The sequence below is a fragment of the Variovorax sp. TBS-050B genome, assembly GCF_029893635.1.
Lineage (GTDB): Bacteria > Pseudomonadota > Gammaproteobacteria > Burkholderiales > Burkholderiaceae_C > Variovorax.
Window position 1 is genome coordinate 3538610 of the sequence record NZ_JARXYR010000002.1, and the last position, 13341, is coordinate 3551950.

Genomic DNA, 13341 nt, shown 5'->3' on the forward strand with positions numbered 1-13341 from the left:
TCCTCCAGCCACCGCATCGAAAAGAAGAACCGACCATGTCCGCTGCCATCCAGAACGTCCGCCCCGAACCCGACCAGGTCCTCGTCGACATCGTCGACTACGTGCTCGGCCACGAACGCATCGCGAGCCCGCTCGCCTTCGAGACCGCCCGCCACTGCCTGATCGACACGCTGGGCTGCGGCCTGGAGGCGCTCGAGTACCCGGCCTGCACCAAGCTGCTCGGGCCGGTGGTTCCGGGCACGGTGGTGCCGCACGGCGCGAAGGTGCCCGGCACGCCGTACCAGCTCGATCCGGTGCAGGCGGCCTTCAACATCGGCACGATGATCCGCTGGCTCGATTTCAACGACACCTGGCTCGCGGCCGAGTGGGGCCATCCGAGCGACAACCTGGGCGGCATCCTCGCCGTGGCCGACTGGCTGAGCCGCAACGCGGTGGCGGACGGGCGCCCGCCGCTCGTGATGCGCGACGTGCTCACCGCGATGATCCAGGCGCACGAGATCCAGGGCTGCCTCGCGCTCGAGAACTCGTTCAACAAGGTCGGGCTCGACCACGTGGTGCTGGTGAAGGTGGCGTCCACCGCGGTGGTGGCGCGGCTGCTCGGGCTCTCGCGCGACGAGATCGTCAATGCGGTGTCGCTGGCCTGGGTCGACGGCCAGAGCCTGCGCACCTACCGCCATGCGCCCAACACCGGCAGCCGCAAGAGCTGGGCCGCGGGCGACGCCACCAGCCGCGCGGTGCGCCTGGCGCTGATCGCGAAGACCGGCGAGATGGGCTACCCGGGCGTGCTCACCGCCAGGACCTGGGGCTTCTACGACGTGCTGTTCAAGGGAGAGCCTTTCCGCTTCCAGCGCCCGTACGGCAGCTACGTGATGGAGAACGTGCTGTTCAAGATCAGCTTCCCGGCCGAGTTCCACAGCCAGACCGCGGTCGAGGCCGCGATGGCGCTGCATGCGCAGCTGCGGGCGGCGGGCAGGGCGGTCGAGGACATCGCGCGCGTGACCATCCGCACGCACGAGGCCTGCATCCGCATCATCGACAAGAAGGGCCCGCTCGCGAACCCGGCCGACCGCGACCACTGCATCCAGTACATGGTGGCGGTGCCGCTGATCTTTGGCCGGCTGACGGCGGCCGACTACGAGGACGAGCTGGCGCGCGACCCGCGCATCGATGCGCTGCGCGAGCGCATCGTCTGCGTTGAGGAGCCGCGCTACACCGCCGACTACCACGACCCCGACAAGCGCAGCATCGCCAACGCGCTCACCGTCGAGTTCAAGGACGGCAGCCGGCTCGCGGAAGTGGCGGTCGAGTACCCGATCGGCCACAGGCGGCGACGGGCCGAGGGCATTCCGCTGCTCGAAGCCAAGTTCCGCACCAACCTCGCGCGCCGCTTCGCGCCCAAGCAGCAGCAGGTGATCCTCGACGTGTCGCTCGATCCCGCGCGGCTCGACGCGATGCCGGTGCATGCGTACGTCGATCTCTACGCCGCCTGACCCCGGCGCAGCCGGGAATTGGCTGGCATGCGACATGCATGGCGGGATTGCGCGATACTCGCCGCCCGCCGGCGCAATGCCGTGCGCGCAAGGGGTCAAAAGCCCGGCGAGATGTTCACTTTCGACTGCTCGCCAGAAAGTTCCTCGTTATTGTTTCAGTTTCATGAACACTGCAGTTCATTTTGGCTAGGGTTTTCCCTTGAATCGTGGTGCAAACTTCAGGTCATCCAAAGCCCGATCAAGAAGGAACCTGAAATGAAGACCTCGAACATCCTCGCCGCCGCCGCTCTTTCCCTGCTCGCCGCCGCTGGCGCCCATGCGGAAACCTACGAGGGCGTGCAGCCCCTGACCGCCGGCTACAGCCGCGCCGACGTGGCGCCCCAGGCCGTGGCCGCAGCCCGTGCCGGTGATGCCTACGGCGAAGCCGCCTCGGCCGCCGTCGCACCGGTGCTCGCCAGCTCGACCGACCGCGCCACCGTGCGCAACGAAGCCGTGGCCGCTGCCCACGCACCCGGCCAGAACCTCCGCCGCGAAGCCTTCGCCGGCAGCGTGATCCCCGAGCAGGCACGCAGCTTCACGCGCCAGGCCGGCCTGTAATCCGCAGGCAGCCGGTTGGAACGCCGGCGGCCTTCGCGGCCGGCGTGTCATACCCTCCATGAAGCCAGAGCCGGACGGTGCGAAAGCGCCGCCCGGCTCTGGCTTTTTGGCGCGTCCGCGCGGCGTTACCGGTGGTTTCCTCGCGCAGGCGCGATGCCGGGCTTCCGGGGAGGGGCCGGTGTAGACTGCCGGGTTTTTCGTTCAGGCGGTATGGCGCAAGTTTCACAGCGCACAGGTTTCAGCCACTCGGCGCTCGTTCGCTTGCTCCAGGGCCTCGCCGGCACCGAGCTTCGCGCGCCCCGGCAGGCCTCCGCGGACCAGTTGAGCCAATGGTTCGGCTGGACCGACGCCATCTCGCTGTCGGCAGCGCTCGACGGCAATGCCGCCGCGCCCGCCGGCGGGCGGCTGCGACCGGCCGAGGCCGAAGCGCGCGAATGCCTGCGGGTGCGCAGCGCGCTCGCCAAAGCCATCGCCGAGGACGGCGCCTGGCAGGGCGGCAAGGAAGCCCCGGCCGCGGTGGCGGATTTCGCGCCCTACCGCCGGCGCTACCTCGCCCAGCAACAGGCGCTCGATGCCGCGGTGGGTTCGCTGCGCGGCCGGCTGCGCGCGGTGCTCGCGGGCCGGTCGCCCGCGATGGCGCGGCTCGCGGCGGTGGACGTGGTGATGGAGCAGGTGCTCGCGGCGCGCGAACGCAGCTTCCTCGCGTCCGTGCCCGGCATGCTCGAAAAGCATTTCGGCCGTCTGCGGACGGCCGGGGCGGAGGCGCCCGGCGACGCCGGGGAGGGCGGGGAGGCTGGGGAAGGCGGCCAGTCCGGCGCCTGGCTCGAGGTCTTCCACGGGGATATCCGGAACGTGCTGCTCGCCGAACTGGACTTTCGATTTCAACCGGTCGAGGGGCTGCTCGAAGCCCTTCGCATGAGGCCACCAGGGTGCCATGAATAGATTTCTTCACTACGCTGTTTTCGCCGCCGGCCTGGCCGTGGTGGGCTGGGTCGGCGCCGGATACGCCGGTTCGCACCCGCTCGCCTTCGCCGTCACCGTGCTCGTGGGCGCGTTCTACGTCGTCGGCGCGTTCGAACTGCACCGCTTCCGGCAGGCGACCGCCACGCTCTCGCGCGCAGTGGACGACCTCGCCGCCGCGCCCGCCGACCTCGCAGGCTGGCTCGGCGGCCTGCATCCGTCGCTGCGCAACGCGGTGCGCCTGCGCATCGAAGGAGAGCGCGTCGGCCTGCCGGCGCCGGTCCTCGCACCGTACCTGGCGGGCCTGCTGGTGCTCCTCGGCATGCTGGGCACCTTCATGGGGATGGTGGTCACGCTCAACGGCACCGGCCTGGCGCTCGACAGCGCGGCCGACCTGGCATCGATCCGCGCCTCGCTGTCCGCGCCGGTGAAGGGCCTGGGGCTGGCGTTCGGCACCTCGGTGGCGGGCGTGGCGGCTTCCGCGGCGCTGGGCCTGGCCTCGGCGCTGTGCCGGCGCGAGCGGCTGCAGGCCGGGCAGATGCTCGACAGCCGCATCGCCACCACGCTGCGCAGCTACTCGCGTGCGCACCAGCGCGAGGCCTCGTTCCAGCTGCTCGAGCAGCAGGCGCGGCTGATGCCGCAGCTGGTCGAACAGATGCAGGCCCTGATGACCGCGCTGGAGCGGCAGGGGCAGGCGCTCGGCGAACGCCTCGTCGCGGGGCAGTCGCAGTTCCACAGCCAGGCCGAAGCGGCGTATGCCGGGCTGGCCTCCTCGGTCGACGCATCCCTCAAGCACAGCCTGACCGAAAGCGCGCGCATCGCGGGCGCCACGATCCAGCCGGTGGTGGAGGCCACCATGGCCGGCATCGCGCGCGAGACCGCCGCCCTGCACGACACCGTCGCGCGCACCGTGCAGCAGCAGCTCGACGGCCTGTCGAGCCGCTTCGAAGCCGCGACCGCGGGCGTGGCCGAGACCTGGAAGGGCGCCCTGGCCGAGCACCGCGGCAGCTCGCAGGCGCTGGCCTCGGACCTGCGCAGCACGCACGAACGCTTTGCCGACACCTTCGCGCAGCGCTCGGCCGCGCTGGTGGAGCAGGTCTCGGCGCGCCTCGGCCAGGCCTCGGAAGAAGTGTCCGGCACCTGGCACCGCGCGCTCGCCGAGCAGCAGCGCGCGAGCGAGCAGCTGTCGGCCGAAGCGAAGCAGTCGCTGGCCGCCGCCGCCGCCCATGCCGAGGCCCAGGCCGCGGCGCTGCTGCGCAGCGTGGGCGAGGCGCAGGCCGATCTGCAGGCGCGCATCGCATCGCGCGACGAGGAGCGGCTCGCGGCCTGGACGGCGGCGCTGTCCGCCACCGCCGCATCGCTCGAACAGCAGTGGCAGCAGGCCGGCGCGCAGGCCGAGCTGCGCCAGCAGCAGCTCTTCGAAACCCTCGCCGAAAGCGCGCGCGGCATGTCGGCGCAGGCCGAGGACCATGCGAAGACCACCGTGGCCGAGATCGCCAAGCTGCTGCAGGCCGCCGCCGAGGCGCCGCGCGTCGCGGCCGAGGTGGTGGCGGAACTGCGCCAGAAGCTCTCCGACAGCATGGCGCGCGACAACGCCATGCTCGAGGAGCGCAGCCGCCTGATGGAAACCCTGGGCACGCTGCTCGATGCGGTCAACCATGCCTCCACCGAGCAGCGCTCCGCGGTCGACGCGCTGGTCGGCGCCTCGGCCGACGTGCTCGAGCGCGTCGGCAGCCGCTTCACCGAGAAGGTCGAGGCCCAGACCGGCCGCATGGCCGAGGTGGCGGCGCAGATCACCGGCAGCGCGGTCGAGGTCGCGAGCCTGGGCGAGGCCTTCGGCCATGCGGTGCAGCTGTTCAGCGAATCGAACGACAAGCTGGTGGCGCACCTGCAGCGCGTCGAAGGCGCGCTCGGCAAGTCGATCGCGCGCAGCGACGAGCAGCTGGCCTACTACGTGGCGCAGGCGCGCGAAGTCATCGACCTGAGCATCATGTCGCAGAAGCAGATCGTCGAAGACCTGCAGCAGATCGCCGGCCGGCAGGCGGCGGTGGCGGTGGCCGGCGAGGCATGACGATGCGCGACGAGATCGACATCGACGCGGGCGCGGATTCGGGCGTGCCGGTCTGGGCGGTCTTCGGCGACCTGATGTCGGGGCTGGTCGGCGCCTTCGTGCTGATCCTGGTCGGCGCGCTCGGCATGCAGCTCGACCTGGCCGCGAAGCTGCAGGCCGAGGTGCAGCAGCGCCAGGCCGAGACCCAGCGCCGCGAGGCGCTCGAGAAAGCACTGGCCGGTCCGCTGGCCGCGGGCCGCGTCACGCTCCACAACGGCCGCATCGGCATCAGCGGCAGCGTGCTGTTCGCCTTCAATTCCGCCGAGCTGCAGCCCGAGGGCCGGCAGGTGCTCCGCAGCCTGGCCGGGCCGGTGGCCGCCTACCTGCGCGGGCGCGACGAGGTGCTGATGGTCAGCGGCTTCACGGACGACCGCCAGATGCGGCCCTCGCGCGACGGCAACCGGCCGTTCGCCGACAACTGGGAGCTCTCGGCCCAGCGGGCGCTGACCGTGACGCGCGCGTTGATCGAGGAGGGCGTGCCGTCGGGCTCGGTGTTCGCCGCGGCCTTCGGCGCCGAGCAGCCGGTGGCGTCCAACGCCGATGCCGAGGGCCGGGCCCGCAACCGCCGCGTGGAGATGGCGCCCACGCCGCGCCAGTCCAACAACCCGGCCGCCGTTCCCGATGCCGGCACCCGGCCCCGTGGATAACGACGGCAGCCCCGCCTTCGATGCGGCGGCCACGCTCGACGCCTGGCGCGCGCGCGGCCAGCACCGGGTCGACCCGGTGCGCTTCCGCTTCCTCGAAGCGATGGCGCGGCGCGCGGCCGGCCACGGCGGCGCGGCGCGGCAGCTGCTCGACCGGCGGCTCGCGGCGCTGATCGAGGCCTATGGCCGCGCGATCGAGGACCGCGCCGCGGCACAGTCCGCCGCGCCCGGTGCCGGCGCGCAGGACGGCCGCTCCGAAGGGCTGGCGGCACTGCTCGCCCACATCGCGCGCCATGCGCCCGCGCCTGCGGCGCAGCCGGCGGCGGGAACCACGCTCCGCGCGGCGCCCGCAGCCGAACTCAAGGCCGTGCGCCTCTTCAAGAGCACCTGGTCGCGGCTGAGCGCCGACCGGCGGCTCACGCAGTCGCTCGCCAAGGTGCCCGAGAACGCGGGGCCGCTGAACTCGCACCACCTCGTGCACCGCGCGCTGGTGCTGATGCACGAACTCTCGCCCGAGTACCTGAACCGCTTCATGTCGCACGTCGATGCGCTGCTGTGGCTGGAGCAGATGCAGGGCGGCGGCGGCACCACGCCCGCCGCGCCGAACCCGCCGCGCGCCGAGGGCGCGCAGAAGAAGCGCGCGAAGTCCTAGCAGCGACGGCTGCTAGCGCAGCCCGTGCGCATGCAGCGTCGCCTTGAGCCGCCGCACCTCGTGCTGCAGGTCGAGGATCAGCGCCGCGGCATCGAGGCCCACGCCGAAGTCGCGCTCGAGCCGCCGCGCTTCGAGCGCGCAGCGCAGGTCGGCGCCCGAGAAGCGCCATTGCTCGGGCGGCTCGGTGGCGGCGATCTGCACGATGCCCACCTCGACGAGCTGCACCACCCATTCGGTGTCGGCGCCGCAGGCATGCGCGAGCTCGCTCGCGGCGAGCGGATGCGAGGTGCCCACGGCCGTGGTCACGGAAACTGTCGCCATGCTCAGACTCCCAGGTGCTGGCGCGGGTTGAACGAAGCGGCGGCCTGCGCGAGCTGCTCGTAGGCGCGGCGCGCGGCCTCGGTGTCGGCCGGCGGCAGCGCGATCTCGAGCAGCAGGTACAGGTCGCCGGGCTGCCTGCCGCCGAGGCCGCGGCCCTTGAGCCGCAGCTTCAGGCCGCTGCGCGCATTGCGCGGCACCGTCACCTCGACCGCGCCGCCGGCGGGCACCGGCACCTTCACCTGCGCGCCGAGCGCGGCTTCGGTGGGCGTGACCGGCAGCGTCATGTAGAGGTCGCGCTGCTCGACGCGGTAGAGCGCATGCGGCGCGATGCGCACCTCCAGGTACAGGTCGCCGGCCGGCTCGCCGCCATGGCCCGGCATGCCCTGGCCCGCGAGGCGGATGAACTGCCCCGGATGCATGCCGGGCGGAATCTTGACGCTGAGGGTGCGCGTCTCGAAGGACGGACGGCCCTGGGCGTCGAGCTTCTGCGAACGCAGCGTGATCTCGCGTTCGGCGCCGTTGATCGCGTCTTCGAGCGCGATCTCGATCGCCGCGTGGTGGTCCTCGCCGCGCGCGCGGTGGTTGCGCCGGGCCGCGCCGCGGCGCTCGGCCTCGCCGAACAGCGAGGAGAAGAACTCGCTGAAGTCGGCGTGGTCGGCCGGCCCCTGGTTCGGGCCGCGGTGGAACTCGAAGCCGGTGTCCCAGCCCGGCGGCGGCTGGAAGTCGCGCTCGGCATGGCCGCCGCGCGCGACGCGGTCGGCCAGCGCGTCGTAGGCGGCGCGCTTCTCCTTGTCGCGCAGCACGTCGTAGGCTTCGTTGATGTCGCGCATGCGCGTCTCGGCGTCGGCTTCCTTGCTGACGTCGGGGTGGTACTTGCGCGCGAGCTTGCGGTAGGCCTTGCGCACCTCGTCTTCCGACGCGGTGCGTTCGAGCCCGAGGGCGCTGTAGTAGTCCTTGAATTCCATGGCTGGCTGGCTGAGGGTGTGTGGGTCGATGCCGGACGGCGCACAGCCCAGGTCGTCAGGCCAGGGCCGAATCCCCGTCGGCCTGCCGCAGGAGCGGCGTTACCGCCCATGTGGGGCCGCTCCTGAAAAAACGCAATGGCTGCGCATTGCCAAGCAGCCCGAGGTCGACCGGCACGCCGAGCAGCGCCGCCAGCGCATACAGCGTGCCGCCATGCGCCACCACCAGCACCGGCCCGGGCTCGGCCAGCGCCGCCGCCAGGCCGCGCCGCTTGCGCGCCACGAACTGCGCGAGCGTCTCGCCGCCCTCGGGTTCGCAGGCCCAGTCGATCTGGGCCGAGGAGGTGCCGATCAGCGCGCCGAAGTTGCGCTCGCGCAGCGCCTCGTGCGGCGTGGGCACGAGCCGCAGCGCGGTGGCCACCGTCTGCGCGGTGTCGTGTGCGCGGCGCGCATCGCTGCAGACGATGGTGCGGATCGGCTCGCCCGCGAGCAGCTGCGCGGCGCGCGCCGCCTGCTGCAGGCCGAGTTCGCTCAGCGGCTCGTCCACCGCCTGGAAGATGCGCTGCGCGTTGCGGCCGGTCTGGCCGTGGCGCAGGAAGTAGAAGTGGTCGCAGTCCGGCGCCAGCGGTTGCGCGGCGGCGAGGCGGATCAGTTCGTCGAGCCCGGGGGGCGCGGCGTGCGCAACGTGGGAGGAGGCCTGTGCCTGCATCGGTGGTGCGCCGCGCTCAGCCGAAGCGCATGCCCTTCGGGCGGGCCTGCAGGCGGTCGATGTAGGCGTCGATCTTGGGCCGGTTGGAACGGCCGCCGAAGGCGCGGTGCCAGATGAACATCGAGCCGATCATCACGTCGGCCGCGGTGAACTGCGCGCCGAAGAGGTACGGGCCGTAGCCCAGTTCGCGCTCGACCGCGTCCTTGGCCCGCTCGAAGTCGGTCCAGCCGCGTGCGCTGTTGTTGCTGCGCAGGCCGAGCAGGCTGTCGCCCATCGCGGGTTCGAGCTGCGCGGTCGAATAGACCATCAGCGACAGGTAGCGCCCGCGCTCGGGCGAGCCCGGGGAGGGCGCGAGCCTCGCCTGCGGAAACTTCTCGGCCACGTACATGCAGATCGCCGCGTTCTCGAACACGCGCGTGCGGCCGTCGACCAGTGCGGGCAGCTTGCCGGCGGGATTGATCTTCAGGTAGTCGGGCTTCTTGTGCGCCTTCTCGCGGATCAGCGTGGGCACGATCTCGTAGTCCACGCCGGCTTCGTCGAGCATCCATTTGGCGACCTGCGCGCGGCTCTGCGGATCGAAGTACAGCTTCATGGTCATCGCGGTTTCTTTCCTGCTTTTCTTCAGAACTTGGGAATGCGAAGGGTCTTGCTGATCATCAGCGTGCCCGACAGCGCGAACAGCAGCGACAGCGGATGCAGCTGCCACGGCCCGAGCACCCAGGCGCCGCCCCAGACCGCGTCGCCGATGCGGCCCTGCGAGGCGGCCCAGGCCAGCACGCCGACCAGCACCACGCTGGTGGGAATGGGCGTGCCCTCGAAGTACTTGACCTTGTCGGCGCCGGCCGAGAGCGCCTCGGCCGTCACGTTGTAGCGCGCGAGCCGGCTCACGCCGCAGCCGACGAAGTAGATCAGCAGCACGCAGTCCCAGCCGCCGTCGAGGCCCGCCGCGAAGCCGAGCGCAGCGGGCGCCACGCCGAAGGAGATCACGTCGGCCAGCGAATCGAGCTCGCGGCCGAGGGCGGAGTGCGTCTGGCGCCAGCGTGCGATGCGGCCGTCGAACACGTCGAAGATGAAGGCCGCGGGCGCGAGCGCGGCGGCCCAGTAGAACTGCGAGAGCGACCGGCTCGCCATGAAGGCCATCGCGAGGAAGACCGCGCCCACGCCGCATGCCGCGTTGCCGAGCGTGAAGACGTCGGCCAGGTGGAAGCCGCGGATCATCGAGAAATGCCTGCGGACCGGCGCGGCGGAAGGTGTGGTCATGGGGGGCTCCGGAGTCGGCGAATGCCGAACCTTAACGCAAGCGGCAGGGCTTGCCTGTAGTCGCCATCCGACTCCGGGCGGGCGCCGCGGCGCGCACCGGCGGGTTACAGGCGATACACCCGGGACGCCCTCGCGCCGGCTGGCGCTGGAGCCGGCGCGGGGGCGCTCCTACGATGCCGCTCGTTCCCTCCACTCGCATCGAAAGCAAGCGCCCATGACCTCCTTCTCCACCCACCGCCGCACCTTCCTGCTCGCCGCCTCCGCCGTGCCGCTCGCGAGCGCCTGCACCGCATGGTCCGCGAAGCTGCCGGGCAGCGGCTCGGCCGAGGCCGAACTGGCCGCACTCGAAAGCGCGGCCGGCGCCCGGCTCGGCGTGGCCGCCCTCGACACCGGCAGCGGCGCGCGCGTGAACCACCGCGCCGCCGAGCGCTTCCCGATGTGCAGCACCTTCAAGACCGTGCTGGCCGCGGCCATCCTCGCGCGCAGTGCCCGCGAGAACGGCCTGCTGGAGCGCCATGTGCGCTATGCCCGCGGCGACCTGCAGCCCAACTCGCCGATCACCGGCAGGCATCTCGACCAGGGCATGAGCGTGGCCGCGCTCTGCGCCGCGACCATCCAGTACAGCGACAACGCCGCCGCCAACCTGCTGATGAAGATCCTCGGCGGACCGTCGGCGGTGACGGCCTATGCGCGTTCGATCGGCGACGGCACCTTCAGGCTCGATCGCTGGGAGACCGAGCTCAACACCGCGATCCCCGGCGATCCGCGCGACACCACCACGCCCGAGGCGATGGCCGCGACGGTGCAGCGGCTGGTGCTCGGCGACGCGCTCGGCAGCGCGCAGCGCGGGCAGCTGCAGGAATGGCTGCTCGGCAACACCACGAGCGCCACGCGCATGCGCGCGGGCGTGCCCGCGGGCTGGAAGGTGGGCGACAAGACCGGTGGCGGCGACTACGGCACCAACAACGACGCCGGCGTGCTCTGGCCGCCCGCGGGGGCGCCCCTGGTGGTGGCCGTGTACCTGACCTTTCCGGCCAAGGACGCGCCGTACCGCAACGACGTCGTCGCCGCGGCCGTGCGCATCGCGGTCGGTGCGCTGCGCGGTTGAGCTCCGGCCTTCCGCGCGCGGGCCGCGCTCAGCTCACTCCTCGCTGGTCCATTCCACCTGCACGCCCAGGCTGCGCAGGTTCTCGACGAAGCGCGGATGGGCGCGGCGGATCGGCGTGGCATTGCGGATCTCGGAGCGGCCCTCGATGCTGGCCGCCACCATGAAGAGCGCGATCGCCACGCGGATGATGTAGGGGCTCTCGACCACCGCGGGCGTCAGCGGGCTGCCGCCGAAGGTGATGAGCCGGTGCGGATCGGACGAGAACACGTGCGCGCCGAACTTCGACAGCTCGCCGGTCCAGCCGAGTGCGCCGTCGTACACCTTGTTCCAGAACATCGCATTGCCCTGGGCGCGCACGCCCAGCGCGATGAAGATCGGCAGCAGGTCGACCGGAAAGTAGGGCCAGGGCGCCGCCTCCACCTTGGTGAGCACGTTGCTCGTGAACGGCGTCTGCACCTTCAGCGGTCCCGTGGAGGTGGCGCGCGACCAGCCGTCCTCGTGCGTGACCGTGACGCCGAACTTGGCGAAGGTGCGGTCAATCAGCGGAAAGTTGGCCGGCGCGCTGTTGCGCACCACCACGTCGCCGCCGGTGATCGCGCCGAGCGCGAGGAAGGTGGTGATCTCGTGGAAGTCCTCGTCGAAGCGGAACTCGCCGCCGCCGAGTGCGCTCCCGCCATGCACCGTGAGGCGCGAGGTGCCGATGCCTTCGATGCGCACGCCCAGCATCGTCATGAAGCGGCAGAACTCCTGCACGTGCGGTTCGGACGCGGCATTGGTGAGCGTGGAGACGCCCTCGGCCGCGGCCGCGCAGAGCACGAAGTTCTCGGTGGTGGTCACCGAGGCGTAGTCGAGCCAGTGCTCCGTCGGCGTGAGCCGCGCGCCGCGGCGCACCAGCAGCGAGCCGCTCGCACGCTCCACCTCGCCGCCGAAGCGCCGGAACACGTCGACGTGCGGATCGATCTCGCGCACGCCCAGCGTGCAGCCCTTGACGTTGTCCTCGAGCCGCGCGATGCCGAAGCGCGCGAGCAGCGGCGGCACCAGCATGATGGAGGAGCGCATCTCCTCGGGCAGCCGGTCGCGCGCGGCGTCGAAGGCCGTGTCGCGGTGGTGCAGTTCGAGGGTGCCGGTGGCATGGTCCATGCGCGCCTCGCTGCCGAGGCTGCGGAAGATGTCGAGGATCTTGCGCACGTCGGTGATGTCGGGCACGCCGTGCAGGCGCAGCGGCTCGCGCGTGAGCAGCGTGGCGCACAGCACCGGCAGCACGGCATTCTTGTTGGCGGAGGGCGTGATGCGGCCCCGGAGCGGCGTACCGCCGTGCACGATCAGGTTGGACATGGCAGGCGGGTGGTCTTAAGCGGCTTCGAGCTGCTGCTCCGCCTCGCGACGGCTCAGGCCGCGTACCGAGGCCAGGCATTCGAGCTGGGCTTTGCGCGGGCGCGCCTTGCCCTGTTCCCACTTGTAGATGGTCTGGCCGGTCACGCCCACCAGCTTGCCGTAGGCGGCCGCGGAGAGGCCGAGCTTCTCGCGGTGCGAGGCCAGGCGCGTGGCGCTGAAGCGCCGTGCCGGTGCGGCATCGGCACCTTCGCCGTCCGCATCCTCGGCCTGCGTGCGCGCGGTGCCCTTGCCGGCACGGCGCAGTTCCTTCTCGAGCTTGTCGACCTGCCGACGCAGCGCGGCGATCGAGGCACGGTGCAGCGTGGACGCTTTTCGCAGTGTCTCGATTTCCGAGCGGACTTCCTTGCGGGCCACACGGGAGATCTCTGCTTTCAGGATGGATGCGATATTTGGCATGTGCGCATTTTGCACATTCGCGGGATGCATCTAATTTTTACCAGATGTGGCAAGCGCGGCCACCGCCGCTAGGCGCTGCCGGCCGCCGCCGCACTCAGAGCACGAACCAGCCCACGGCGATGAAATGGCTCGTGGTGCCGCCGAGCACGAACAGATGCCAGGTGCCGTGCGCATGACGGAAGCCGCGGCTGTTTCTATAGAAGACCGTGCCCACGCTGTAGAGCACGCCGCCCGCCAGCAGCCAGGCCAGCCCGCCGCCGTCGAGCCGCGCGGCCAGCGGCGCGGCGGCCAGCACGCCGAGCCATCCCATGCCGAGGTAGAGCGCCAGCGGCGGCTTCGAGGCCGCGCCCTCCGGCTGCCGCAGTTCGCGCGCAATGCCGAAGAGCGCGGCGCCCCAGGCGAGGCTCAGCAGCAGCCAGCCCCACGGACCTTGGAGCGTGACCAGCGCGAACGGCGTGTAGGTGCCCGCGATCAGCAGGTAGATGGCGCAGTGGTCGGCGCGCTCCCAGAAGCGCTTGCGCTGCCCGCGCGTGCTGTGGAACAGCGTCGACGCGGCATAGAGCGCCACCGCGGAGAGCGAGAACACCGCCGCGCCCGCGATGCGCGCGGCATCGCCCGTGGGCAGGGTCTTGGCGAGCAGCAGCGCCGTGGCCGCCAGCGCGAGCAGCAGGCCCAGCAGATGGCTGTATCCGTTGAGCCGTTCGCCGGGGTACATCGGGCTTGCGCAGTCCTCGTGG

The 13341-nt window shown here is 71.6% G+C and carries 15 protein-coding genes; 7 read left to right on the top strand and 8 right to left on the bottom strand.

Annotation, left to right across the window (positions count from 1 at the left end):
* Positions 1 to 35 precede the first annotated feature (35 nt).
* The 6 genes from M2165_RS19455 (at position 36) to M2165_RS19480 (ending at position 6453) form a co-directional block, all read left to right on the top strand.
* On the top strand, positions 36 to 1490 hold the full coding sequence (locus M2165_RS19455; protein ID WP_280816224.1) for a bifunctional 2-methylcitrate dehydratase/aconitate hydratase: 1455 nt from the start codon (positions 36 to 38) through the stop codon (positions 1488 to 1490).
* Between the two features lie 255 nt (positions 1491 to 1745).
* Positions 1746 to 2087 carry an alpha/beta hydrolase gene (locus tag M2165_RS19460; protein ID WP_280816225.1) on the top strand — a complete coding sequence of 114 codons (342 nt, stop codon included), beginning with the start codon at positions 1746 to 1748 and terminating at the stop codon, positions 2085 to 2087.
* A 210-nt stretch (positions 2088 to 2297) separates the two neighbouring features.
* Entirely contained in the window at positions 2298 to 3029 is a 732-nt protein-coding gene (locus M2165_RS19465) for a DUF3348 domain-containing protein (RefSeq protein ID WP_280817580.1), read from the top strand.
* A complete protein-coding gene (locus M2165_RS19470) occupies positions 3022 to 5118 on the top strand; it encodes a DUF802 domain-containing protein (protein WP_280816226.1) in 2097 nt (698 codons plus the stop codon). The genes M2165_RS19465 and M2165_RS19470 overlap by 8 nt, the downstream gene beginning before the upstream one ends.
* 2 nt (positions 5119 to 5120) lie before the next feature.
* Positions 5121 to 5804, top strand: coding sequence for an OmpA family protein (locus M2165_RS19475; RefSeq protein WP_280817581.1), 684 nt, complete (start codon positions 5121 to 5123; stop codon positions 5802 to 5804).
* Positions 5779 to 6453, top strand: a complete 675-nt coding sequence (locus tag M2165_RS19480; protein ID WP_280816227.1) for a DUF2894 domain-containing protein — start codon at positions 5779 to 5781, stop codon at positions 6451 to 6453. The genes M2165_RS19475 and M2165_RS19480 overlap by 26 nt, the downstream gene beginning before the upstream one ends.
* A 12-nt stretch (positions 6454 to 6465) precedes the next feature.
* On the opposite strand, the gene M2165_RS19485 is transcribed toward M2165_RS19480, so the two are convergent.
* The 5 genes from M2165_RS19485 to M2165_RS19505 are packed head-to-tail and all read right to left on the bottom strand — an operon-like array spanning position 6466 to position 9705.
* Positions 6466 to 6780, bottom strand: coding sequence for a chaperone modulator CbpM (locus tag M2165_RS19485; RefSeq protein ID WP_280817582.1), 315 nt, complete (start codon positions 6778 to 6780; stop codon positions 6466 to 6468).
* Entirely contained in the window at positions 6777 to 7739 is a 963-nt protein-coding gene (locus tag M2165_RS19490; protein ID WP_280816228.1) for a DnaJ C-terminal domain-containing protein, read from the bottom strand. The genes M2165_RS19485 and M2165_RS19490 overlap by 4 nt, the downstream gene beginning before the upstream one ends.
* Before the next feature lie 55 nt (positions 7740 to 7794).
* Entirely contained in the window at positions 7795 to 8445 is a 651-nt protein-coding gene (locus M2165_RS19495) for a histidine phosphatase family protein (protein WP_280816229.1), read from the bottom strand.
* Positions 8446 to 8461: 16 nt separating this feature from the next.
* Positions 8462 to 9043 carry a glutathione S-transferase family protein gene (locus M2165_RS19500; RefSeq protein ID WP_280816230.1) on the bottom strand — a complete coding sequence of 194 codons (582 nt, stop codon included), beginning with the start codon at positions 9041 to 9043 and terminating at the stop codon, positions 8462 to 8464.
* Positions 9044 to 9066: 23 nt separating this feature from the next.
* Complete coding sequence (locus tag M2165_RS19505; protein WP_280816231.1) at positions 9067 to 9705, bottom strand: CDP-alcohol phosphatidyltransferase family protein; 639 nt, start codon at positions 9703 to 9705, stop codon at positions 9067 to 9069.
* Positions 9706 to 9919: 214 nt separating this feature from the next.
* On the opposite strand from M2165_RS19505, the gene bla reads away from it, so the two are divergent.
* Positions 9920 to 10813: a class A beta-lactamase gene (gene bla, locus M2165_RS19510; RefSeq protein WP_280816232.1), complete on the top strand. Its 894-nt coding sequence runs from the start codon at positions 9920 to 9922 to the stop codon at positions 10811 to 10813.
* Positions 10814 to 10846: 33 nt separating this feature from the next.
* Here bla and M2165_RS19515 read toward each other — a convergent pair whose 3' ends face one another.
* From M2165_RS19515 to M2165_RS19525, 3 genes are all read right to left on the bottom strand, one after another.
* Positions 10847 to 12148 carry a UDP-N-acetylglucosamine 1-carboxyvinyltransferase gene (locus M2165_RS19515; RefSeq protein ID WP_280816233.1) on the bottom strand — a complete coding sequence of 434 codons (1302 nt, stop codon included), beginning with the start codon at positions 12146 to 12148 and terminating at the stop codon, positions 10847 to 10849.
* A gap of 15 nt (positions 12149 to 12163) precedes the next feature.
* Positions 12164 to 12604 (bottom strand): helix-turn-helix transcriptional regulator, encoded by a 441-nt coding sequence (locus tag M2165_RS19520; RefSeq protein WP_280816234.1) that lies wholly within the window; start codon positions 12602 to 12604, stop codon positions 12164 to 12166.
* 94 nt (positions 12605 to 12698) lie between these two features.
* Entirely contained in the window at positions 12699 to 13319 is a 621-nt protein-coding gene (locus M2165_RS19525) for a hemolysin III family protein (RefSeq protein WP_280816235.1), read from the bottom strand.
* Positions 13320 to 13341 lie beyond the last annotated feature (22 nt).